This is a genomic window from Anoxybacteroides voinovskiense, assembly GCF_014196205.1.
Lineage (GTDB): Bacteria > Bacillota > Bacilli > Bacillales > Anoxybacillaceae > Anoxybacteroides > Anoxybacteroides voinovskiense.
Window position 1 is genome coordinate 168,940 of sequence record NZ_JACIDE010000001.1, and the last position, 23,023, is coordinate 191,962.

Below are 23,023 nucleotides of genomic sequence, written 5' to 3' on the forward strand. Positions count from 1 at the left end.
TCCTTTTTTCAATATAAAAAAAATCCGCACCACTTCAAGTGGCACGGGCGAACTTGTTAGCGATTCCGGTTGAAAATGATCAGCTTTAACTCCGTCATTTCTTCGATCGCGTAGCGAATTCCTTCGCGGCCAAATCCGCTTTCTTTCACACCGCCATACGGCATATGATCGACGCGGAACGTTGGGATATCGTTAATAAGCACCCCGCCGACATGCAGTTTCTCCGCCGCTTCCCACGCCGTATGAACATTGTCGGTATATATGCCGGCTTGCAGCCCGTAGCGCGAATCATTGACAAGTTCAATCGCTTCGTCGACGGAAGACACTTGATTAATTAAGACGATTGGCGCAAATACTTCTTGGCATGATACTTTCGTCGTTGGCGCTGCGTCTAAAATCACTGTCGGCAATAAAATATTTCCTTGTCTCTCCCCACCAATTGCAACGGTAGCGCCGCCTTGTTTCGCTTCTTCGATCCAATCTAGCGAACGCTCGACGTCTTTGGCAGAAATAAGTGCGGAAACGTCTGTGCTCGGATCAAGCGGGTCGCCGACTTTCAACTGCTTCACCGCCGCAATAAACTTTTCAACAAATTCTTTATACCGTTTTTCATGCACGTAAATACGTTGCAACGAAATACATACTTGCCCTTGGAACGAGAAAGCACCGACGACGCACCGCGGAATGATTCGTTCGATATCGACTTGTTCATCGATAATGACCGCTGAGTTTGATCCTAATTCTAGAGTAACACGTTTTAAGCCCGCTTTGTTGCGAATGCCAATCCCTACTTCAGGGCTCCCGGTAAAGGTTACCATGCTAATGCGTGGATCGGTAACAATTTGGTCGCCGACCGTTTTTCCACTTCCGGTCACGACATTGAGCGCTCCTTTTGGCAGTCCTGCCTGTTCAAACAGCTCCGCAATAAAATACGCAGAAAGCGGTGTTTGGCTTGCTGGTTTCAATACGACCGTATTTCCAGAGGCAATCGCAGGGCCTAGCTTGTGCGCTACTAAGTTCATCGGGAAATTAAACGGCGTAATCGCTCCGATGACTCCAATTGGCTCTCGCGTCGTAAATGCGACACGATTTTCCCCGCCTGGCGCGGCATCAAGCGGAAGCGTTTCCCCATAAATCCGTTTCGCTTCTTCCGCGGCGAATTTATACGTTTGAATCGTGCGCGCTACTTCCGCTTTGGCGGTCGTAATTGGTTTTGCTGCTTCTTTCGCGATGATCGTAGCCGCTTCTTCCGCCCGCTGTTGCAATAGCGAAACGACTCGCTCTAAAATCGCTGCACGCTCATGCGCTGGCATCTTTGCCATCGTCCGCCGCGCTTCATACGCAGCCGCAATCGCTCGCTTGGCATCACGCTCTGTCGCGAACGGAATCTCCGCCAACACTTCGCCAGAATACGGCGACAAAAGCTCAGTGTAAGCCTCCGCTTCTACCCATTCCCCGTTAATGTAAAGCTTCTTTTTTTCGGTTGTTGTGTGCATCCCGTTTCCCTTCCTTTCGTACGCGTTATTCCTAAACTACTCTTTCATTTTTATTCTGTTTTTTCTGAAAAAATCCTTCATTATATCACGTACTAACCTTGTTGAACGGAAACGAACATTACCCCCCATCCTACGATGAGGGGCGGTGGGTTTAGGGTTCTATTCGCTTAATGATTTTAGCAGGATTTCCGCCAACGACGACATTGCTTGGCACATTTTTTGTAACAACAGCACTAGAGGCGATGACAACATTATCGCCGATGTTCACCCCAGGATTGATTACCGCTCTTCCGCCAATCCATACGTTATGCCCGATGCGAACCGGTTTCCCATATTCTAGTCCTGTGTTTCTTTCCTGCGGATCGATTGGATGCGTCGCTGTATAGATGTGCACCCCGGGGCCGACCAAACAGTTATCGCCGATTCGCACTTCGCACACGTCTAAAATCACGCAATCAAAATTCATATAAAAGTTTTCACCGACGTGAATGTTGTACCCGTAGTCACAACGAAAACTTGGTTCGATATATACGTTTTTGCCAGTAGATCCAAGTAATTCTTTTAACAGTTCTGCCCGTTTTTCCTGCTCTGTTTCCAACGTTTGGTTATACAAACGAGTAAGCTTTCTTGCTCGTTCTCGCTCTTTGGCTAATTGTGGATCCGCTGCACAATACAGTTCCCCATTTATCATTTTTTCTTTTTCGGTCTTCATGCCCCCGCTCTCCTTTTGCAACGTTTTCCATCAGTATACCACACCCTTCCCTTTTTTCGAAAAAGCGCTACGGACGATGTGCTGGTTCATCACATACACGCCTGTTAAAATGACGATGCCGCCAAGTATGGAGAGAAGGTGAATTTTCTCCCCTTGGACAACGATGTCAAGGACGAGTGAGAGGAACGGGGAAACGTACAACCATGTTGCTGGAAACGAAGGGTTTGTTTTTTGGAGTAGCCAATAGTACAACCCATGCCCAACAACGGAACCGATAATGACTAAGTACAATAGCGAAAACCAGCCGCTGCCGTTTACTGCGGAAAGAGCGGGCTTCTCGGCAAAAAAAGAAACGACAAGCAGCGCCAATCCACCAACCAACATTTGGTAGCCGTTTAGCATTAGCGACGAAACGCCTTGTTTTAATACTCTTTTAGAATAAACGGTGGCAAACGCATAAAAGCTTTCCCCGATGACAACGATCGCGCAAGCAAGTAGCCACACGAGGTGAAACTGCACCGAAAGCGATGGGGAGGTGAGCAAAACAATCCCTAAAAAGCCTAAGCCAAGCCCAACAAGCTGAACGTTAGTAATTTTACTTTTTTCTATTTTTGCATGAAGCAACGTCACAAAAAGCGGGCCTGTCGCTGATAACAATGCGGCAAAGCTAGATGGAATATATTGCTCTGCCCAATACAGTGTTCCAAATGTCATACCTGTCATACATAACCCTGTCAATAAAAACGGCACAAGCTGCTTTTTCGTTGGAAAAGAAAATTGTTTCGTCACTAATCCGTAGACAATGACGAGGAAGCCGGCGAGAAAAAAGCGGAAACCGGCAGAAAAATACGGAGTCCACCCTGCTTGCAAGCCGATTTTAATCGCTAAAAACGTCGTTCCGAAAATAAGGCACATCGCAAAATACCCCAATAAAACCATTTCCATCACCTTTTTCTGTTATTTTATGTATAGCATGCTATAATAGCTGTATAACAGTAAAACTCTTTCTATAACAGTAGGTGAAAGTGTATGAATATTCCTTTAAAACGCTATTCCCACGTTCCGGTGCACGAACAAATATGCCAATATTTTATCGACCGGATTTCATCCAATATGTTAAAAGAAGGCGAACAGCTCCCTTCCGTCCGCCAGCTAGCAAAAGAACTAGGAGTAGCATTAGTGACGGTGCAAAAAGCGTATCAACTGCTGCAACAAAAAGGATATGTCGAAAGTTTTCAAGGGAAGGGAATTTTTGTGAAACAACGAACTGCCATTGCCCATCCCCCACTTGATACGAAATGGCAAATGTTAGTTCATGACTACGTGCCGCGGGCGCAATCACTCGCAATTTCTCAACCGTTACGAAACATTCGCTATAACTTAGCTACTGCTTGTCTTCATGGAGAACTTTTCCATATGGATTGGATTCGCGAAACAACGGTGCACGTTATACAACAGCAACCACAATTATTAAGCCAATACAGCAGTGCCAACGGGGATATGGAATTTCGGAAAGCAGTGAGCCAATATATTCGCACGATGTCTGTGCCGCCTGAACATATCCTCGCAACAAGCGGTGCCCAACAAGGCATAGAACTTGTGGCGAAAACGTTCGTCGGGCCAAATGATGTCGTTTTAATGGAAGCACCTACGTATCCAGGAAGCATCGATGTGTTCAAGGCAAGAGGGGCACAAATTATTCCGATCCCAGTGGAGCAAGATGGGATAGATATAAAAACGTTGTTGAGGGTGTGCGACCAATATCGTCCAACATTGCTTTATACAAACCCAACGTTTCAAAACCCAACCGGAACGACGCTTAGCATGAAAAAACGAAAACAACTTGTCGATATTGCGGAAAGCTATCATTTTTTAATTTTAGAAGACGACCCGTGGAGCGAGCTTTATTTTGACGCGCCTCCACCACCACCGATTAAAAGTTTTGACAAGTCTGGGCATGTCATTTATTTAAAAGGATTTAGCAAATTTTTATCCCCTGCTTGCCGAATGGGAGCGCTTATCGCCGAGGGGAGATTGTTGGAAAAATTAATCGCTGCCAAAAGTATTTCTGATTTAGGTTCACCGTTGCTCCCTCAAAAAATCATCGCAGCGCTACTCCAGTCCATCCAGTTTGAGCCGTCTTTGCAGCGGTTGCGGCATCAGTTAAAACAGCGGGCAAAGCAATGTCATGACCTATTACACAAGCAGCTGCCAACGCTTACGTTCCGTCAAGCGGCTGGTGGAAGTACGTTATGGCTCACACTGCCGCGCCAAGTGGACACAACGCTGCTACTTGAGCAGGCACATCTTCACCAGCTTTCGTTTCTTCCAGGAAACGCCTGTTTTCCGACACACGTGCCAACCGAGCATATTCGCATCAGCTTCGCTGGGGTGCCGCTCGATGAACTGCCGAACGCCATCGAACAACTATGCCGGGCGCTGCATACGTTCCAAATCGAAAATACGATCGAGCAGTTCCCGAGTTTTTAACTAAAAACTCCCCTTTGCCATTAACGAGGCAAAAGGGGAGTCGTTACCGCTAAATCGACCCCTATCACACCGACGATTTGGTCGCCGCGAAAAATCGGGGCTGAAATCGTCAAGCACGGGCGTTTCGTCAAGGCGGACGTGTAAATGTCAGAAACGTACGTCCGCCCTTTGCTCGCTTCGATAAACCACGGGCGCGCTTTGGCGTTCACAAGTCCTGCCGGCGGATTCGAATAGATGAACGTCCCATCTAAATTGTTCGACCAAATCGCTTCCACATTCGCATGCGACCGTAAAAATTCGTTCAAGTACATTTCGTGCTGCTGCTTATTCATTTCATATAATGGATGAGACTCGAGCAACAGCGTAAGGCTTGCTTTTGTTTGAACAACGACCGTTTCATCGACGGATACTGCTGTGGCTATCCCGTCTTTCATAATGGTTTGCAATTCATCGGATGTTTTTTCCAACGCTTTATTAATATGCATCATTTGCTCAACGTTTTGGTGTTGAAGCTCCATGTCTTGTTCCACCCGTTGTGCATGTTCTTTGTTTTTAATAGCCATGACAGAAATTTGCTCTAATAATGCAGCGATTTCTTGTACGCTCGCTGTTTGCGCCTCAGCTGCTTGCGTCGAATCAAATACCATCGCTGTAATATCGCTTAGTTTTCCCTTCAATAAATCCAATATGTGCAATACGCTCATCATTTCGTGCGAGCCGCTTTCGATTTGCACGGTCTCCATTTTCACCATATTGGTCGTCGCTGCAATTTCGTTTTGAATCGATGACAAAATGTCACGCGTCTGTTCGACCGCTTTTGATGTTTGGCTTGCCAAGTTTCCGACTTCATTCGCGACAACCGAAAACCCTTTTCCATGCTCTCCTGCTCGTGCCGATTCAATGTTTGCATTTAAAGCAAGGATGCTCGTCCGTTGAGAAATAGAACCAATTGCGGAAAGAATGTGATTAATTTCTTGCGACTGATGGACTAAACTTTCCATTTGCTTTAATAAAATATGGTGGCTGTTGCGTAATTCATCCATTTCTGATTGTAGTTTTCTCAGCGAATTCCATGAATGAACCAACTCTTCATAAAATAGCTGGCTGCTCGAATGAATTTGTTGGGAAGCGGCGGATACTTTTAATGCAGATGAAGCGATCGTTTTCATTTTTTCCGATACACGTAATGTATAATCCATCGTCTTTTCAAGATGGGTTGTTAGCGCTGTTGTGCTCGATTTACTTGATGCAGAGATTTCATTCAGCGAATTAGCCGAAAGTTTCATTTGTTCAATCACTGCTTTTAGTTGGTCAGCCGCTACTTCAATTTGCCCGAGCAATTGCTCATTTTCTAATGAAAGTGTATCTTGTTCTTCCTTAAATTTCGCACGCCATTTTAACAAAAACATAAAATCTCCCCTTTCGTGTAATATTTTTTTACGTGATTATACCATTAAACGCCAAAAGAAAGAATCACTTTCTGAATATTTTTAACAAAGAAAATACCTGCCGTTTTTTCGGCAGGTTATTTGTTGAGTAATTTTCGTTGTTGAAAAGCATACTGAATCGTTGATTTCGCTGGTTCATCATGTTTGCGCGCTGTTAAATACGTGTATAACGCCCCCATAAACAACGCTCCACCGACAATGTTGCCAAATGTCACGGGAAGAATGTTATGAATCACTCCAGCCAAATCAATCGTTGCTGGATGCGGAACAGCTAGCGCAATGGAAAATAACACAAAATTCGCAATCGAGTGCTCATAGCCAGAAGCGAAAAAGATAAAAACGATAAGAATCATCGAGAGCACTTTGGCAATATCTTCTTTCATTTGCATCGGAATAAAAATTGCTAAGCAAACAAGCCAGTTACAAAGAATGCCTTTAATAAATAGCTGCATTGTCGTGGCGTGGATTTTTTTTGCTGCTACTGCAAACAATACGTGGTTTGGCGAAATGTGGTCGAATACGCCAGACTGCGCAATAAGAAACGCGAAAAAGACAGCTCCTAACAAATTCCCACTATAACAAGCGAACCAGTTGCGAATCGTGTCTTTTACTGTCGTTTCTTTCTGAATTGTACTAATGGTAAAATACATCGTATTGCCTGTAAACAATTCCGCTTCACCGTACATAATAAGTACAAGAGCAATACCGAAAAATAATCCCATGACTAAATACGTCGCTGGCGAGTTTGCTTCATGGAAAAAATCCCCGATTCGCAAACAAAGAACGAGCGCGAATCCGATATACACACCAGCTAAAGCGGCCCGCATCATGTATTGCGTAAGGGAGCGTTCTAAAATGGTACGTTTTTTCAGCGCTAATTCTTTGCATTTTTTTACACTTTCCATTTTTCCGCCACTTCTCTTTCTGTTTAGTTTGTGATTTTTTTCACATATAAATTACTCCTTCTTTTGCTTCTTTTCAAGGACAAAAGAGAAATGTTAAAATAACTGTCATCATTTTTCTTTTGTAATCGTTTTCCAAAAAAATAATTGTTGCAAATTCTCCCGTTATTGTTCCCACTATTCTTTTCCATGTATGTTTCATAAACGGTCACGCACATTATAAATGTTCAACTTTCTTTTGAAGGAGGAGACAGACGAATGAACTTTTTGCGTCTTTTTACCGGACGTAATCGTATGCTTAACCAGTGGCTGCGCCTAACCGGTCGCAGAAACAACCGCGGAATGCTTTGGTCGCTCATTAGTTTCGGCTTGGGGATTGCTGCCACCGCTGCCTTTAACTGGCGAAGACAACAAATGGCGCAATCCACTTTCAAGCGCCCAATTCGCCGTGCGATGCGCACCATTAACGGGTTTATGAATCGGCGAATGCGACGTCCGAGCCTAGCGGCAGTGGAGTTGTCAAAAGAAATTGCCGAGAAACCAAAAGCTCCAACACCGAACCGTCCGTAGTTAAAAACTCCCACCTGTTAACGAAAGGTGGGAGTCATGTTTTGTTTCACTCGCTTTTTTTCCTCCAAACAGATAGATGGTTTCCGAATGTCAACGCGTTGCCAGCCTGCTTCCCCATTTTCTTTCCAAAACATAGACGTACTACTAATACAAAACCGATTCGTTTCACGGGCATATGTTCTTTTCCAAATCGTATTCACTATCTTCTCCCTCTTTCCCTTTCAGATGAAAATACCCAAAAGCGGCTTCCTATGAAATTAATGGCCATTCCGGCAATCGTCACGATTACTTTACTCATAAATAACGACAGTCCAGTTAATTGTAATAGCTGCAACAACACAACCGTCGTGCCTAGCGATAGAAGGTTAAGGATAAGAAATTGAAAAAATTGTTGCGCCGACGCTTTTTCTTGCACACGAAACGTCCACGTTCGGTTCCATATGTAGCTATTAACGACGCCTGCGCTATACGAACATATTTGTGCCAAAACATACGACATCCCCATTGACGTAAGGAGGAAAAACACACCGAAATCAACAAGCGTATTTCCTATTCCGACCACGGCAAAACGAACAAACGTCGCACCTTCATTCCACATAATACGACACCTTTTCTTTTTCATGACCGACGCCCCAACCTTCTTTTAAAATATAGAGCGGGCGCTGTTTCACTTCGTCGTAAATGCGGCCAATATATTCCCCGATCACGCCAAGCATTATAAGGACAACACCGTTGAAAAAAAGAACCGCCATCACAAGCGATGACCAACCAGTGACGGTAGAGTGGGTGAACAATTTTAAATATAGGACAACGATCATCCAAATGGCACTAACAACCGAAAGCAAAAAGCCTAACAAACTGGCTAGCTTTAACGGTTTATATGAAAAGGATGTAATGCCGTCAAGCGAAAAGCGAATCATTTTTTTGAGTGGATATTTCGTTTCCCCTGCAAACCGCTCGTCCCGCTCGTATTCAATCGCTGTTTGCTTAAACCCAACCCAGCTGACAAGCCCGCGTACAAACCGGCTCCGCTCTCGCATTCCTACCAACTGGTCGCGCACTTTTCGGTCGATTAAGCGAAAATCACCTGTATCAAGTGGAATGTCCATTTCCGTCGCTGCCCGCAATAACCGGTAAAAGGCATAGGCGGTTGCTTTTTTAAAAAACGTTTCTCCTTTTCGCTTGATTCGCTTTGCATAGACGACGTCATACCCTTCTTTCCACTTTTCAATCATCTCTAAAATTAACTCTGGCGGGTCTTGCAAGTCCGCGTCAATAATGACAATCGCTTCTCCAGAGGCATAATCCATCCCTGCTGTAATGGCGATTTGATGGCCGAAGTTACGGGAAAAGTCTAAATATTTCACTGTATCATCTCTAACCGCGAGCTCTTTCAACATATCAAGTGTTTCATCTTCACTTCCATCGTTAACAAACAATAGCTCGTACGATCCATCGGTTTGCCCCATCACCCTTTTTAGTCGCTTATACGTTTCGCGAATCACAAGCGCTTCGTTATAGACAGGAATCACGACCGAATATTTCACCATGTTTCTCGCCCCTATCCTTCATATTTATATAGGTTTTCTGCACCGTCTCTACCGAACGACGGTTGTGTATCCGATTGTTTCCATTCGGTTTGCGGCACTTCTTTACAGTGTGTTTGAATCCACTCGACGATTTCGTTATTGCTTTGGCCGCCGCCGAATCCAGAAATAAGGAAATATTTCACTTCTCCGTTCTTCACTAGAGTCTCTAGCTTTTCGACCGTTAGCGCTGGGTCGTTTCCGGAGAATCCGCCCATTGCCATGACCGCTTTATCGGTTTTTAGCATGATTTGTGCCGCTTCCGTTGCGCGGAACGTCGCTACTAAATAAGTTTCTCCATTGTAGTTCTTTTCTAAATATTGAATGAGTTTGTCATTCGCCTCATTTCTTCCGATAGCCCCCATCATCCTCCCACCTTGTGGGTCAGTAAGTTGCGGGCCTGCTGCTGGAATCATACTATTGCCGCCATACAATATCGGGGTGAGCGCCCAATAAAACGGCATAAGAAGAAGTCCAAACAAACTTGCGACTTTTACATAATAGGCAATTCGTGCGTTCTGCCGAAACGCAAGAAGCAACAAGAACGAAGCGAGCCCTAATAAGCCGACGAACAAGATCCAGACGGTCGAAATCGACGCTTTATTTTGGTAAAGAATGTACGCTTCTAATGAAAATGTCGCCAAAAATGCGGTTGGAAGTAGCCATTGCTGTTTTCCTTCTTTATAAAATTCCCATAATAGTGCACTACCAATCGCCACAAGCGCGGCAATCGCTGGTGCCATCATACTTAAATAATAGCGGTGGAAAAAGCCAGCAATGCTGAAAAACCCCATCATCGGAACGAGCCATGCCAACCAAAATACCGCCGCTTTATGCGAAAGGGTGAATGCACGCTGTTTGCGAACCGATAAACCAACGGCAATCGTGCTAAAAAGAACAAACGGTAATAGCCAACTAATTTGTCCAGAAAGCTGTTGGTTGAACAGGCGAAATACCCCGCGATTGCCTGTTTCTCCAATACCGATGCCACCTGATTGTCCGCCTTTCCATTCCGGCAGTTGCGGTGGGGTGTTGTTTGTATTTGGCAGTTGCCCTGTACTTTGTGTACCATTTGGTGGTTGCCCTATGTTTTGTGCCCCATTCGGTGGTTGCGGCATTTCCCCTCTTTCTCCAGCTGGGGCGTCCATCATCCGATTTCCGCCTGGACCTGCGCTGCCGGTAAGCCGACCGATGCCGTTATAGCCGAGCGCCAATTCTAAGACAGAGTTTGTTTGGCTGCTTCCGATATACGGACGCTTGTCTTTCGGCATAAAGTCCGCAATCGCGGCGTATGACAGCGACGTCATCAGCAACACAACCGTTGCGAGTGCTAGCTGTTTCAGTTTTCGTTTCCAAGCTTCATTTTTTGCCAACCAATAAAATAGGTAAAACGCCGGCAATACCATGTACGCTTGCATCATTTTCATGTTAAAGCCGACCCCAACGAGCGCAAAGCTAACAAGGAGCCATGTGGCTTTTTTCGTATGAATAGATTGAATAAGCGCCCACGTCGCCACTAACAGCGTAAAAATTAACATCGTATCTAAATTGTTCGTGCGCGTAACTGCGACAAAAATAGGGGTGCACGCCAAAATGAAGCTCGCCCATCGCGCCGCAACGCGACCGAAAAACGGTTGAACGATCAAGTAAAGAAGCCATGTAGACAATACGCCAGCGAGCGCTTCTGGAAGCAAGACGCTCCAATCGCTCACCCCAAATAGCGCAACGCTCAGCGCTTGAAACCACAGCGCCACCGGCGGTTTGTCGACCGTAATAAACCCAGCCGGGTCGAGCGATGCGAAGAAAAACGCTTTCCAATTCGCTGTCATACTTTTCGCTGCGGCCGTATAATATTCGTTCGAACCAGCGTTGCCAATGTTGTAAAAATATAAAAACGAAGCCAGTCCAATGATGGCTATTAGCCACCAATCCATCCTTTTCTTTTTCATTTTTCTTCCTCCATTTATAAAATTTTCTCTCCTCGTTCACTGGTCCCATCATACAATCTTTCGATGAAAATTAAGTGAAAATAAAAAGGATGTCCCAAAATCACGGAACACCCTTTTTTATCACCGTATATGCGAACGAAACACTTTTCTCTCCCTTGAGAAAAATCGAACGTGTAGAATAGTCTTTAATTCCTCGGCCCCCATAAAATAATCAACACGCCAATTAAACATACGGCTGCGCCGAGCCAGTCGTATAAGTCAGGGGGTTTTCGGTCGATTCCCCAGCCCCATAGCAACGATAAAACGACGAAGATGCCGCCGTATGCCGCATACACCCGCCCGAACGACGGAAACTGCTGCAACGTCGGAATGATTCCGTAAACGATTAAAATTACTCCCCCAACCACTCCGTACCAAAGCGGCTTTGACTCGCGCAACGAAAGCCAGATTAAATAGCCGCCGCCAATTTCCGCAAGCCCTGCTAAAAGGAATAGCAGAAATGCCATCATCAGAATACACTCCCTTATTTCCCACGAAATTCCCACCACTCTTTCGTCAGGCGATGGGTTACTTCACAAAACAGTTCATCCACTGTATTGCCTTTCACCATTTCCCCATCGATAAGCGCAAACGGCCCTTTTTTACACGCTTTGCATTTCCCTAAACAGTCTTTCCGTTTCACTTTCACTTCTTTATACGTCCGCTGCAAAAATTTATATAATTTTTTTGTTTCATCCTTATTTTTCTTACAAAAGCAAATTTTTGTCATGGGGCAAACCTCTCTTTGCGATGATAAAAATTATCATTTTCATTTTATCACAAACAATCTACCATCGCGGAAAAATTTTTTCGCTGTTTTCTTGTTGTTTTTTGTAGATTTCCGTAGGTTGCGTTTACAGTTAAATTCAGAAAAGAAAAAATAGTAGAAAAACAGAAAGGAGGGGGCTTGTTGATTTACTTCCACCAAGTAAATAAGCATTACGGAGACTTTCACGTCTTAAAAGATATTAATCTTACTATCGAACAAGGCGAAGTGGTCGTCATTATCGGTCCATCTGGTTCTGGGAAAAGTACATTAGTCCGCTGCATTAACCGCCTGGAAACAATTACAAGCGGCGAATTGATTGTCGATGGCGTGAAAGTGAACGATAAAAACACCGATATTAATAAACTGCGCCGCAACATCGGCATGGTTTTTCAACACTTCAACTTATATCCGCATAAAACCGTCTTGCAAAATATTACACTTGCACCGATGAAAGTGCTCGGTGTGCCGGAAAAAGAAGCGAAAGAAACGGCGATGTACTATTTAGAGAAAGTCGGCATTCCTGATAAAGCGAACGCCTACCCAACAGCATTGTCTGGCGGTCAACAACAGCGCGTTGCCATCGCCAGAGGACTAGCGATGAAACCGAAAATTATGCTATTTGATGAACCGACTTCCGCGCTTGACCCAGAAACAATCGGGGAAGTGCTCGATGTCATGAAAACGCTTGCAAGAGAAGGGATGACGATGGTTGTCGTCACGCACGAAATGGGGTTTGCGCGGGAAGTCGCTGACCGCATTGTCTTTATGGACCAAGGGAGAATTTTAGAAGAAGCACCACCGGAACAGTTTTTTGCTAATCCGCGCGAAGAACGGGCGCGCCTGTTTCTTAGCCGGATTTTAAATCATTAATTTTAAAGGGGGAAATTTTTCATGTTCAAAACCGTTTGGAAAAAAATGATTGGGCTTGGGCTTGTCGCCATGCTCAGCGCCACTGCCTTAGTCGGCTGCAGCAGCGAAACAACGACAGAAAACAAAACGGACAACAAAAAAGAACAAGCAGCAGAAACGACGTTAGACAAAATTAAAGAACGCGGCAAACTAGTCGTCGGCGTCAAATACGACCTCAACCTTTTCGGCTTAAAAAATCCGCAAACTGGTGAAGTGGAAGGATTTGATATCGACATCGCGAAAGGATTAGCGAAAAAAATTCTTGGCGATGAAAACAAAATTGAGCTAAAAGAAGTCACGTCAAAAACACGTATTCCGATGCTAAACAACGGCGAAATTGACGCGATTATCGCAACAATGACAATTACCGAAGAGCGGAAAAAAGAAGTCGACTTCTCTGACGTTTATTTCATGGCTGGCCAATCGCTGCTCGTCAAAAAAGATAGCAACATCAATAGCGTAAAAGACGTCAACAAAAAAGGCGTCACGGTATTAACGGCAAAAGGTTCGACTTCCGCGCAAAACATTCGGGCAAAAGCGCCAGAAGCAACGGTGTTAGAGTTTGAAAACTACGCGGAAGCATTTACCGCACTGAAAGCAGGACAAGGCGATGCGCTCACGACAGACAATGCGTTATTGTTCGGAATGGCAAAACAAGATCCAAACTTCCGCGTCGTCGATGAAACGTTCTCGGAAGAACCATACGGAATTGCAGTTCGCAAAGGCGATAAAGAATTATTAGACGTCATTAACGAATATTTAAAAGAAATTAAAGCAAACGGCGAATACGATAAAATTTACGAAAAATGGATTGGCGAAAAGCCAAAGCAATAACGAAATGACGATGAGCGGAAACTATCCGCTCATCTCTTGTTAAGTGGAAAGGAGGCAACAAGATGCTCGACTATTCGATTCTGATCGAACATTGGGATATGTATATGCAAGGGTTTGCCAATACATTAAAGGCAAGTGTCCTCGCGTTAATCGGCAGTTTCGCCATCGGGACAGTGATGGCGGTTTTTCGTATCGCCCCTATTCGCCCATTAAACTGGATCGGTGCTGCCTATGTCGAATTTATTCGCAACATCCCGCTTATTTTAATTGTCTTTGTCTTTTTTGTCGGGTTGCCAGCCATCGGCATTCGTTTTGATTCGTTCACCGCAGGTACGTTAGGGTTAACCGTTTATACGGCGGCGTTTATTGCCGAAGTCATTCGCGCCGGCATTCTTGCCGTTCCGAAAGGACAAATGGAAGCCGCGCGCTCATCGGGACTAACGTATTTGCAAGCGATGTGGTATGTTATTTTGCCGCAAGCAGTAAAAATCGTTATTCCGCCAATGGGTAACCAATTTATTAATCTTGTGAAAAACTCGTCTGTTCTTGGAGTCATCGCTGGGCTTGATTTAATGTATTTCGGCGACTTAATTTCTTCGGAAACATTTGTCACGTTCGATGTGTACATTTTCGTGGCGTTGTTTTATTTGCTTTTAACGATTCCATTAAGCTTAGGGGTTGGCGCGTTAGAACGCCGCTTAGCAAAAAGTCGGTAAAGGTGGAGTGAGAGATGGATTTTGTCGGTGCATATGCTCCCGCACATTTGAAATTTTTATTGGAAGGATTTGTTGTTACACTAGAAGTTGCCTTTCTCTCGATTTTCTTTAGTTTTCTCATTGGCATTATCATCGGCGTGCTACGCTACAGCCGTATTCCTTTTCTTTCTCCAGTGCTTGCGGTCGGAGTGGAGACAATTCGGAATTTGCCGCTGTTATTAATTATTTTCTTTACGTATTTTGCCCTCCCTGAAGTTGGGGTAAAACTTGATAAGTTTTATGCGGCTATTTTAGCACTTGTCATCTTTGAATCGGCAATGCTTTCCGAAATTGTGCGCAGCGGGCTGAATTCAATTGAAAAAGGACAAATCGAAGCGGCGCGCTCATCAGGGCTCACCTATACGCAAACGTTATGGCATATCGTTTTGCCGCAGGCGTTGCGCCGCATGGTTCCGCCGATTGTCGGGCAGTTTATTTCCCTTTTGAAAGATACGTCGCTCGCTGTCGTCATTGCTCTTCCGGAATTAATGAACCACGCACAAATTATTAACGGGCAAAACGTCAATTACGTCATTCCGATTTTCCTATTAGTTGCCGTCATGTACTTTGTCGTCAACTACTCCCTTTCGCTCGTTTCGCGAAGACTTGAGCATAAACATTCGTAACAATCTATCTCCGTTTCCTGTTATAATAGGAAATGGAGATTAATTATTTCCAATATAAAGGAGATATGTATGCGCGAACGGATGCTACCAATCTTCCTTCTCATTATAGCTACCGCTTTTTTCGGAGAAATGAAAGTAAATCCGTTTGGAAGTTCGTTTCGGTTTTCGCTCGGAAGCGCCGTTTTCTTTTTCGGGCTTATTTGGTTTCGAACGGTGCCAGTTGTATGGACAGGATTACTGACAGGGCTTTTTATTTCCCTATTTCGGACTAGCATTGACCTACTGATGAGCGGTGTTTCTTGGGGCGACAGCCTGCTTTCCCATCTACCTGCCGCGTGCTATTATCTCGCTTTTGCCCTATTTGTTCACGCACTTCGTCTCCGTAATTATATGGAGCTTCCCATTCATGTTGCGTTGCTTGGGGCAAGCATCGATTTCGCTTCAAACATCGTCGAACTGTTTGTCCGTCATCTGATGGGCGAAACGATTGCTATGACGCATGAAACGGTTTTTATGCTCATTTTGTTCGGAATTTTACGAAGTTTTTGCGTTGTCGGACTATACAACATTTTAATGATTCAACAAATGCAAACGTTGGGAGAAGCGCGGCGGCAAGAGCTTGAACGGCTTGTCATGATAAACGCCACCCTCTATGAAGAAGCATTTTATTTACGTAAATCAATGAGCCATATGGAGGACATTACACGCAAAAGCTACGAGCTATACACAAAGTTAATGGACGGGGAAGTTGTTGAGCCAAGTATGGCGCTCTATATCGCCGAACATGTCCACGAAGTAAAAAAAGACTCGCAGCGCATTTTCGCCGGTCTGTCGGAGTTAATGAACCAAGAACAGCGCGATTTGCGCTTGTCCATTGCCGAGCTTTGCGGCATGGTCGTTCGTGCGAATCAAAAATACGCGGAATTATTAAAAAAAGAAATTGCTTTTCAATGGACGTCCGATCTCCATTTATCGACGCGGCACGTCTACGCCCTTCTTTCTGTCTTAAATAATTTAGTTGCCAATGCGGTAGAGGCAATCCCTTTATCCGGATGGATTCAGCTTCGCGCTGAACTTGATGGTGAGGATCTCGTCTTTACCGTCACCGATTCCGGCCCTGGAATCCCGGAAGACGAACGCGATTGGGTGTTTCAGCTCGGCTTTACAACGAAATACGATGAACACGGCAACCCGTCCACTGGCATTGGGCTGACGCACGCAAAAGAAATTGTTCATAGTTTCAACGGAAAAATACAACTAACCACCGACGAAAATGGCCGAACGCAATTTCAAATCAACATTCCTAGCAAACAACTATGAGGAGAGGATGCCATGCGCTTTTTTCTGATTGAAGATGACGCGGTTGTAAGAAAAATGTTAGAAAAAATCATTCATGAAAATGGGCTTGGGGAAGTCGTTGGACAAGCTGAGGACGGGCTGCACGTATCGATCGACCAGTTGTATTGTGTCGATGTCGTCCTTATCGATTTACTTATGCCAGGGCTTGACGGCATTCAAACGATGAAAAAGTTGCGCGCGCAAGGGTTTACGGGTCCGTTTGTCATGATTTCTCAAGTAGAAAATAAAGAAATGATTGGGCAAGCGTATCTGCACGGCATTGATACATATATTCATAAACCAATTAACCGTTACGAAGTCATCTCGGTTTTAAAACGAGTCGCCGACTATCTTTCGGTCGCCTCCTCGCTTGATTCCATCCGCCGCCTATTGCAAACGCTAGAAAAAAAGAAACAAACAACAGCCAGCCATGAAACGACGATCGAACAAAAGGCACAGCAGCTTCTTCTCGTCTTAGGAATCGCTGGCGAATCAGGAGCGTCCGATTTATTAGCCATTATGCGCTGGCTTTCGGAACAAGAGCAACAAGGACGGGCAATTCACGACTTGCCGCCATTGAAAGAGCTATATGCCCAAATCGTGCAACGGATGTATAAAGAGGAACCTCTCGTTCAAAAAGAAATACGCGCGATGGAACAGCGCATTCGCCGCATGGTATTACAAGCGTTTACACACTTATCGTCGCTCGGGCTAGCCGACTACACGAATCCGACATTTGAACATTTCGCCCCGCGTTTGTTTGACTTTGAAGAAATTCGCCTGCGTATGCAAGAATTAGAAGCTGGCGAGAAAGCGACGAAATGCCGAATTAACGTAAAAAAATTTTTAGCGGCTTTTTATATGGAAATAAAAGGAGCATAGCAAATATCTATGCTCCCACTCCTAACTTTACATAATATTTCTTCTGTTAACATTAACTATTTATGACTAACCGCCATTTGAATGCCAATCCATCCTAGCAACAACGCTTTCGCCACATGAATCCGCTTGGCAATCCGTTCGTTTTTCAGCAGAACTTGGCGAAATGTTGCCGAAAATGTACTGACGATCGTAAAAATAACGAGCGCTTGGACGAGGAAAATTACCCCGAGCACAAACATTTGCCCGCTTGTATGCCCTAATGACGGATTGACAAACTGCGGCAGTAACGCTAGAAAAAATAGCGACACTTTCGGGTTTAAAAGGTTCATCAAAATCCCTTTTTTATAGAGAGCGGTATAGGCTAACGGTTTCTCGTCCCCAACAACAAATCCCTCTTCTTTTTCCTTCCACGACTGCCATGCCAAATAAAGCAAATACGCCGCACCCGCATATTTCACAAGCGAAAATGCTAACGCGGATTGATAAATAAGCGCGGATACGCCAAGCACTGCAGCGGTAATATGAACAATCAATCCCGTACAAAGCCCAAGCGCCGTCGCAATGCCTGCTTGTTTATTTTGTGAAATGCTTTGCGCAATTACAAATAAAATATCCGGCCCTGGCATGAGCGTCAATAACACCGCTACCCCTAAAAAAGACAACACAAGCCCCCAATCCATGTCCGTCCTTCCTTTCTATAGTTTCGTACGAATATTCCACAATTCTGGGAAAAAGCGATGGTCCAGTACTTTTTTCAAATACGTGACACCAGATGAACCGCCGGTGCCCGTTTTATGCCCGATGATGCGTTCGACCGTTTTCATATGGCGGAAGCGCCATTGTTGCAGCCAATCTTCAATGTCAATTAGCTTTTCTGCCAGTTGGTATAGCTCCCAATATTGGTCAACGTTTTGATAGACCGCAAGCCACGCCGCTTCTACCGTCGGGTCTTCTTCGTACGGTTCGGAATAGTCGCGAGCAAGCAGTGCAGGATGAATCGGAAAACCGGCCCGCGCTAACGCCTTTAACGCCACGTCGTAAATGCTTGGTGCATAAAGTGCACGTTTCAATTCTTCGTGTAAAACAGAATCTTTCTCATAAATTTTGACAATATAATCCGTTTTATAGCCGAGCGCAAATTCAATCATGCGATATTGGTATGACTGAAATCCGGACGCTTGCCCTAACTTGTCGCGAAACTCCATATATTCTGATGGAGTTAACGTCGATAATACGTCCCACGCATGAATAATTTGCGACTGAATTTTCGACACGCGCGCAAGCATTTTAAACGCTGGGTCCATGTCGTTTCGTTCAATCGCTTCAATTGCCGCGCGCAGCTCATGCAAAATCAGTTTCATCCATAATTCGCTCACTTGGTGGATAATAATAAACAACATTTCGTCATGATGGTCGGAAAGACGCTTTTGGCTTGATAACAGCGCATCGAGCTGCAAATAGTCGCCATATGTCATTTTATTTAAAAAGTCGGTATGAATTCCTTTTTCCGATGCTAATTTTTTATTTCGTTCTGTACTCATTTTCCTACTCCCCCATTCGTTTAATGACCGCACGCACCGGGCTTCCGTCCGCATCTTTTAACGGAAGCGGAAGCGCAATAAGCTCATAGTCTCCGCACTCAACATGATCGAGCATGACGTTTTCTAAAATATGCACCCCGTTTTTCGCAAGCGAATGATGGGTTGCGAGGTCTTTGCTGTCGAGCGGGTCAACCGATGGCATGTCGACCCCAAGCAACACAATCCCCTTTTCTTTAAGAAATGGACCGAGGTCAGGCGAAAGTGTTGGGATCTTCTCTGGAAATCTCTCAGGATGATTTGGCAGGCTCGTCTTTAGCAAGAGACGGCAAACACCGGAAAGATCGAATGTTCGCAATACTTCGCTGTCAATCGTTTCAACCGATGACACATCGATTACGCGCGCTGGGCCGATAAACACGTCAAGCGGCAAATCGAGAATTTTCGCCCCTTCATCGTCGAAATGAAACGGCGCATCGACGTGCGTTCCGATATGGACGCTTGTGGTCATTTTCCCGACATTCACCGAACCCGTTTCTGCTTTCGTCCACGACACTTCATACGTAAACGGCGTATCGCCCGGCCAATGAGCAATCGCGTTCGAAAGCGGTTGCGAAATGTCGATCCAAGCTGCTTTCATCACGCTACCACTCCCCGTTCATTATCAAATTGTTTATGCCGCCCCTCTTTCATCATTTGCTTTAAAATTTGCACCGTTTGCCATACGTCTTCGAACGTATTGTACAACGCCACCGGCGCTAAACGGATGCCGTTTGGCTTGCGGAAATCCGGTATCACTCCTTCTGCTTTTAACGCTTTGCAAATTCTTGCCGCTTCCGGATGTTCTAAATACACATGCCCACCTCTTTGCGCATCGTCGGTTGGATTGCCGATCGTAAATCCGTATCCCGCTAGTTCGTGTTCTACTAATTCCATCATATAGCGGGTCAACGCTAACGATTTTTGGCGGATTTTCTCAATGCCGACTTCACAAAAAAGCGAAAGCGAACCAATGAGCGGTGCAGTGCTTAAAATGTGCGGCGTGCCGATTTGAAACGCTCCTGCGTGTGCTGCTTGCGCCAGTTCTAGTTCCATATCAAACTGTTTTTCTTTTTTCGAGCCAAACCACCCACTCAATCCTACTTCCCGTCCGAAATGCGTTTCATGAACGTATAAAGCAGCGACACTTCCCGGTCCGGCGTTTAAGTATTTGTAGTTGCACCAAAACGCAAAATCGACGTCCCAGTCGTGAAGCTGATGCGGAATCGCTCCGACCGAGTGGCATAAATCAAAACCGATCATAATGCCTCGCTTGTGCGCTTCTTCTGTCAGCGTTTTCATATCAAGCAGCTGGCCGCTGCGATAAAGAACACTTGGCAACACAATAAGGGCAATCTCATCGGTCATTGCTGCGATAATGTCCGCTTCGTCAATTGTCCGTCCGTCTTTGCTTTTAACAAGTACTAAATGCTTTTCTGGGTCATACCCTTTTAATTTCAATTGGCTTTTGAGCGCATAAATATCCGATGGAAACGTGAGCTCATCGGCTAAAATTTTCGTCCGCTTTCCTTTTGGCTCATAAAACGTAGCGACGAGCTGGTGAAGGTTGACCGTTGTTGATCCAGTCACAATCACTTCTTCTGGCTTGCCGCCGACAATCGAGGCCATCTTCTCCCCAAGCGACTCCGATAAGTAAAACCACGGATCGTTTCCGCTCGTCCAGCCGTCAATGCCATATGTTTTCCATGCCTGCAATATGTCAAAAAGCGCCTGCTCCGCTCGTTTCGAAAGCAAACCAAGCGAGTTTCCATCTAAATAAATCGTTCCTTCCTGCAAATAAAACTCCTCTCGATACGGCGCTAGCTCGTCTTGGGCATCAAGCAAGCGCGCGTATTGCCGTTCATATCGGGACATTTCCTCTTCGCCACCTTTTGTTTTGAATTTTCTTTATTTTTAGTTAAAATAATATAAAGAAATTGACACGATGTCAATGACATAATGTCATGACGGAAAAGGAAGGGACCGACATGAAACGTCAACAAAAAGCGCAACAAACGCGGCAAAAAATTGTCGCTGCTGCCTACGACGTGTTTTTGCAAAACGGATTTCAAAAAACAACGATTACCCAAATTATAAAGCAGGCAAACATCGGCTACGGCACAGCGTACGTCTATTTTCAAAACAAAGACGAAATTTTTATTGACATCATGGAAGATGTGATGCAAAAGTTTTACGCGATTGCCGAACTGCCGTTTGCGCCAAAAACAAAAGGAGAAGCCGTGCGCCTTATTCACCATCAAGTTCGGCTGTTTCTCGAACTAGCCGTGCAAGAGAAAGCGCTATTGCAAGTAATGAAAGAGGCAATCGGCGCCTCCTCTATTGCTGCAAAAACGTGGAAACAGATTCGTGAACGTTTCATTGCCCGAATTGCCGAAGATGTAGCGTATTCGCAAAAAAATGGATTAGCTAAACGCCATTTGCAGCCAAAGTTAGTGGCGCGCGGCTGGTTTTATGCAAACGAAATGTATATGTGGGAGTTAACCGAGCCGTCTGTGCCATTTTCGTTAGAGGAGGCAGCACGGCACTTAACCGAAATGTATACTAACGGAGTATATAGCTAATTATCAGGCGTGTTGATTAACCAATAAAAACCAGTTGACATCGCTCTATTTCTAGCTTTTCTGCCGTAGTCGGCAAGCGAACCGCTTGCCGACTGGGCATGCGCACAGCATGCCCTCCTCGAACAATGAACGCTTTGCGGGCAAATGTCATTTGCCCGCCGGCATTCTTGTTCGAGGGAAGAGGCAGAAAAGCTTGTGTTCAGTCATATGATTCTGTGTTTTTTTAGTAAAATAATGGATAATCAACACCCGTGGCTAATTATCGCTTTCTGCTCGTCGCGTATTCTATGTCATATATTAGTTTGTGAATAACATCATGAACAATCATCGTTCTCCCCTCCATTCGTAGCTTTATTGTAAAGAAGTCATAACGATATGACATCGGAATGGAGGTGGAAGATGATTCATACTTTCGACGGAGCTATTGTCGCAACGCTTATCGGTATTTTTGCAGCCGCTCACGCAACGCCTCTTTATCGATTGGCGGCTCAGGCGTTGTTGGTGTTTCCCATTGTTTTTTGTAGTCTTCAAACCAATCGGGCAAAAGTTCACGGCGAATCGGCGGGCGCTTTTGCGGCACGGAGCGGCGCCGTTTTCGTCGTTTTGCTTTCTCCACATCTTCGACCGTTTCGTACTGTTTTGCCTGCCAGTCATACAGCACCGATTCTGCATACTTCCATGACGTACTTCCGTATTCAAGCGCGGTTTTTAGCGCTTCCAAAACGAGTGGAGCATTCGTTTTTTCGATCCAGTCAACTATTCGTTTTTGGACATAGTGATTATTCGGATAAAAATGATACTGTTGATAAAACGACCATATCTTCTTCTTTTCTTCTTGTTTCTCATAATTGTCTTGGAGAGATAAATGATATATTTCAGACTGTTTATTTAGAACATTGTTTTTTAGTAACATCGTCTGCTCAATCTGATCTAACGAATGAGCGAGTGAGGTGTTTGTTACAACCGCTTGCGTCGGCAAATTTCGTTGCACAACTAGCGGTTGAGCCGCTTTTTGCACATGGTCGCCAAGCATAGACGATCCTTGTCCATTGTGACTCATTGCTTCGCGATGATGAACAGCCGGCTGGTCAATATAGCCAAACGTGTGGCCAGCAACGGTCTGCCCATCGTCCGTCGTTCGTTGTTCATCCCGCTCACTCTGCTTGCCATTTTGAACAGCTAGAAAAGCTAGTGGTTCTTTCGGTTGTTTCCGTAATTCGAGTTTTTCATATTGATTATTTAGAACAATGTTTTGTTTTTGTAGTTCTTCGTAACAAATACGGTACGATTTCGTTTGATCGATTTTGTTGCGATTCCGATTCGCTGCTTCGATGTAACCAAGCTGCTCTAGCCGCCGAATGATCCGGCGAACGGTGCTTAGTGACCAAAACGGCATCAATTGCTGCCATTGGTCATACGTGAGCATCACCCACTCCGTCTCTTCGTCTTGCAACACTTGATGAAGCACACTAAGCACAATGCTTTCATTCAACCCAATTTGACAAGCAAGCTGTAGTGAAATATTCATTCCTCTTCTCCCCCTTCTCCTTTTCTATCGC

At 45.0% G+C, this 23,023-nt stretch carries 25 protein-coding genes; 9 read left to right on the forward strand and 16 right to left on the reverse strand.

Features of this window, described 5'->3' with window-relative positions; genetic code table 11:
* Positions 1 to 56: 56 nt before the first annotated feature.
* The 3 genes from GGR02_RS00820 to GGR02_RS00830 all read right to left on the reverse strand — a co-directional run bounded on the left by GGR02_RS00820 (position 57) and on the right by GGR02_RS00830 (position 3,147).
* Positions 57 to 1,496, reverse strand: coding sequence for an aldehyde dehydrogenase family protein (locus tag GGR02_RS00820; RefSeq protein ID WP_183182856.1), 1,440 nt, complete (start codon positions 1,494 to 1,496; stop codon positions 57 to 59).
* A gap of 151 nt (positions 1,497 to 1,647) precedes the next feature.
* Positions 1,648 to 2,208, reverse strand: a complete 561-nt coding sequence (maa, locus tag GGR02_RS00825) for a maltose O-acetyltransferase (protein ID WP_183182857.1) — start codon at positions 2,206 to 2,208, stop codon at positions 1,648 to 1,650.
* Between the two features lie 30 nt (positions 2,209 to 2,238).
* Positions 2,239 to 3,147, reverse strand: a complete 909-nt coding sequence (locus tag GGR02_RS00830) for a DMT family transporter (RefSeq protein ID WP_183182858.1) — start codon at positions 3,145 to 3,147, stop codon at positions 2,239 to 2,241.
* 90 nt (positions 3,148 to 3,237) lie between these two features.
* Between GGR02_RS00830 and pdxR the strand changes: the two genes are divergently transcribed.
* Positions 3,238 to 4,698: a MocR-like pyridoxine biosynthesis transcription factor PdxR gene (gene pdxR / locus GGR02_RS00835; RefSeq protein WP_183182859.1), complete on the forward strand. Its 1,461-nt coding sequence runs from the start codon at positions 3,238 to 3,240 to the stop codon at positions 4,696 to 4,698.
* A 20-nt stretch (positions 4,699 to 4,718) separates the two neighbouring features.
* Here the strand turns inward: pdxR and GGR02_RS00840 are convergent, their stop codons facing one another.
* Positions 4,719 to 6,107, reverse strand: coding sequence for a methyl-accepting chemotaxis protein (locus GGR02_RS00840; protein WP_183182860.1), 1,389 nt, complete (start codon positions 6,105 to 6,107; stop codon positions 4,719 to 4,721).
* Positions 6,108 to 6,223: 116 nt separating this feature from the next.
* Positions 6,224 to 7,051 (reverse strand): formate/nitrite transporter family protein, encoded by an 828-nt coding sequence (locus GGR02_RS00845; RefSeq protein WP_183182861.1) that lies wholly within the window; start codon positions 7,049 to 7,051, stop codon positions 6,224 to 6,226.
* 255 nt (positions 7,052 to 7,306) lie between these two features.
* Here GGR02_RS00845 and GGR02_RS00850 point away from each other — a divergent pair, with 255 nt between their 5' ends.
* Positions 7,307 to 7,618 carry a hypothetical protein gene (locus tag GGR02_RS00850; protein ID WP_183182862.1) on the forward strand — a complete coding sequence of 104 codons (312 nt, stop codon included), beginning with the start codon at positions 7,307 to 7,309 and terminating at the stop codon, positions 7,616 to 7,618.
* A 199-nt stretch (positions 7,619 to 7,817) separates the two neighbouring features.
* Here GGR02_RS00850 and GGR02_RS00855 read toward each other — a convergent pair whose 3' ends face one another.
* From GGR02_RS00855 to GGR02_RS00875, 5 genes are all read right to left on the reverse strand, one after another.
* Entirely contained in the window at positions 7,818 to 8,216 is a 399-nt protein-coding gene (locus GGR02_RS00855) for a GtrA family protein (RefSeq protein ID WP_183182863.1), read from the reverse strand.
* Complete coding sequence (locus tag GGR02_RS00860; RefSeq protein WP_183182864.1) at positions 8,206 to 9,168, reverse strand: glycosyltransferase family 2 protein; 963 nt, start codon at positions 9,166 to 9,168, stop codon at positions 8,206 to 8,208. Before GGR02_RS00860 ends, GGR02_RS00855 begins: the two co-directional genes overlap by 11 nt.
* 11 nt (positions 9,169 to 9,179) lie before the next feature.
* Positions 9,180 to 11,153 (reverse strand): glycosyltransferase family 39 protein, encoded by a 1,974-nt coding sequence (locus tag GGR02_RS00865; RefSeq protein WP_183182865.1) that lies wholly within the window; start codon positions 11,151 to 11,153, stop codon positions 9,180 to 9,182.
* Between the two features lie 185 nt (positions 11,154 to 11,338).
* Positions 11,339 to 11,662: a YnfA family protein gene (locus tag GGR02_RS00870; protein ID WP_221210613.1), complete on the reverse strand. Its 324-nt coding sequence runs from the start codon at positions 11,660 to 11,662 to the stop codon at positions 11,339 to 11,341.
* Positions 11,663 to 11,676: 14 nt separating this feature from the next.
* Positions 11,677 to 11,922, reverse strand: coding sequence for a DUF1450 domain-containing protein (locus tag GGR02_RS00875; protein ID WP_183182866.1), 246 nt, complete (start codon positions 11,920 to 11,922; stop codon positions 11,677 to 11,679).
* Positions 11,923 to 12,102: 180 nt separating this feature from the next.
* Between GGR02_RS00875 and GGR02_RS00880 the strand changes: the two genes are divergently transcribed.
* The 6 genes from GGR02_RS00880 to GGR02_RS00905 all read left to right on the forward strand — a co-directional run bounded on the left by GGR02_RS00880 (position 12,103) and on the right by GGR02_RS00905 (position 17,305).
* Complete coding sequence (locus GGR02_RS00880) at positions 12,103 to 12,831, forward strand: amino acid ABC transporter ATP-binding protein (protein ID WP_183182867.1); 729 nt, start codon at positions 12,103 to 12,105, stop codon at positions 12,829 to 12,831.
* A 21-nt stretch (positions 12,832 to 12,852) separates the two neighbouring features.
* On the forward strand, positions 12,853 to 13,704 hold the full coding sequence (locus tag GGR02_RS00885) for an ABC transporter substrate-binding protein (RefSeq protein WP_183182868.1): 852 nt from the start codon (positions 12,853 to 12,855) through the stop codon (positions 13,702 to 13,704).
* A gap of 62 nt (positions 13,705 to 13,766) precedes the next feature.
* Positions 13,767 to 14,420: an amino acid ABC transporter permease gene (locus tag GGR02_RS00890; RefSeq protein WP_183182869.1), complete on the forward strand. Its 654-nt coding sequence runs from the start codon at positions 13,767 to 13,769 to the stop codon at positions 14,418 to 14,420.
* Positions 14,421 to 14,434: 14 nt separating this feature from the next.
* Entirely contained in the window at positions 14,435 to 15,085 is a 651-nt protein-coding gene (locus tag GGR02_RS00895; RefSeq protein WP_183182870.1) for an amino acid ABC transporter permease, read from the forward strand.
* Positions 15,086 to 15,154: 69 nt separating this feature from the next.
* Positions 15,155 to 16,405, forward strand: a complete 1,251-nt coding sequence (locus GGR02_RS00900; RefSeq protein ID WP_183182871.1) for a sensor histidine kinase — start codon at positions 15,155 to 15,157, stop codon at positions 16,403 to 16,405.
* Between the two features lie 12 nt (positions 16,406 to 16,417).
* On the forward strand, positions 16,418 to 17,305 hold the full coding sequence (locus tag GGR02_RS00905; RefSeq protein WP_183182872.1) for a response regulator: 888 nt from the start codon (positions 16,418 to 16,420) through the stop codon (positions 17,303 to 17,305).
* Positions 17,306 to 17,361: 56 nt separating this feature from the next.
* Here the strand turns inward: GGR02_RS00905 and GGR02_RS00910 are convergent, their stop codons facing one another.
* From GGR02_RS00910 to kynU, 4 genes are read right to left on the reverse strand one after another with little or no spacing between them, the layout of a single operon-like run.
* A complete protein-coding gene (locus tag GGR02_RS00910; protein ID WP_183182873.1) occupies positions 17,362 to 17,985 on the reverse strand; it encodes a LysE family translocator in 624 nt (207 codons plus the stop codon).
* Between the two features lie 15 nt (positions 17,986 to 18,000).
* Entirely contained in the window at positions 18,001 to 18,846 is an 846-nt protein-coding gene (kynA, locus tag GGR02_RS00915) for a tryptophan 2,3-dioxygenase (protein ID WP_183182874.1), read from the reverse strand.
* A 4-nt stretch (positions 18,847 to 18,850) separates the two neighbouring features.
* On the reverse strand, positions 18,851 to 19,483 hold the full coding sequence (gene kynB / locus GGR02_RS00920; RefSeq protein WP_183182875.1) for an arylformamidase: 633 nt from the start codon (positions 19,481 to 19,483) through the stop codon (positions 18,851 to 18,853).
* Positions 19,483 to 20,757 (reverse strand): kynureninase, encoded by a 1,275-nt coding sequence (gene kynU, locus GGR02_RS00925; RefSeq protein WP_183182876.1) that lies wholly within the window; start codon positions 20,755 to 20,757, stop codon positions 19,483 to 19,485. The genes kynB and kynU overlap by 1 nt, the downstream gene beginning before the upstream one ends.
* Positions 20,758 to 20,870: 113 nt before the next feature.
* On the opposite strand from kynU, the gene GGR02_RS00930 reads away from it, so the two are divergent.
* Positions 20,871 to 21,464 carry a TetR/AcrR family transcriptional regulator gene (locus GGR02_RS00930; protein WP_229706046.1) on the forward strand — a complete coding sequence of 198 codons (594 nt, stop codon included), beginning with the start codon at positions 20,871 to 20,873 and terminating at the stop codon, positions 21,462 to 21,464.
* A 16-nt stretch (positions 21,465 to 21,480) separates the two neighbouring features.
* Here the strand turns inward: GGR02_RS00930 and GGR02_RS17355 are convergent, their stop codons facing one another.
* Both GGR02_RS17355 and GGR02_RS00935 read right to left on the reverse strand, forming a co-directional pair.
* A complete protein-coding gene (locus GGR02_RS17355; protein WP_260174919.1) occupies positions 21,481 to 21,615 on the reverse strand; it encodes a hypothetical protein in 135 nt (44 codons plus the stop codon).
* 285 nt (positions 21,616 to 21,900) lie between these two features.
* Complete coding sequence (locus GGR02_RS00935) at positions 21,901 to 22,992, reverse strand: DnaD domain protein (RefSeq protein WP_183182878.1); 1,092 nt, start codon at positions 22,990 to 22,992, stop codon at positions 21,901 to 21,903.
* Positions 22,993 to 23,023: the final 31 nt, after the last annotated feature.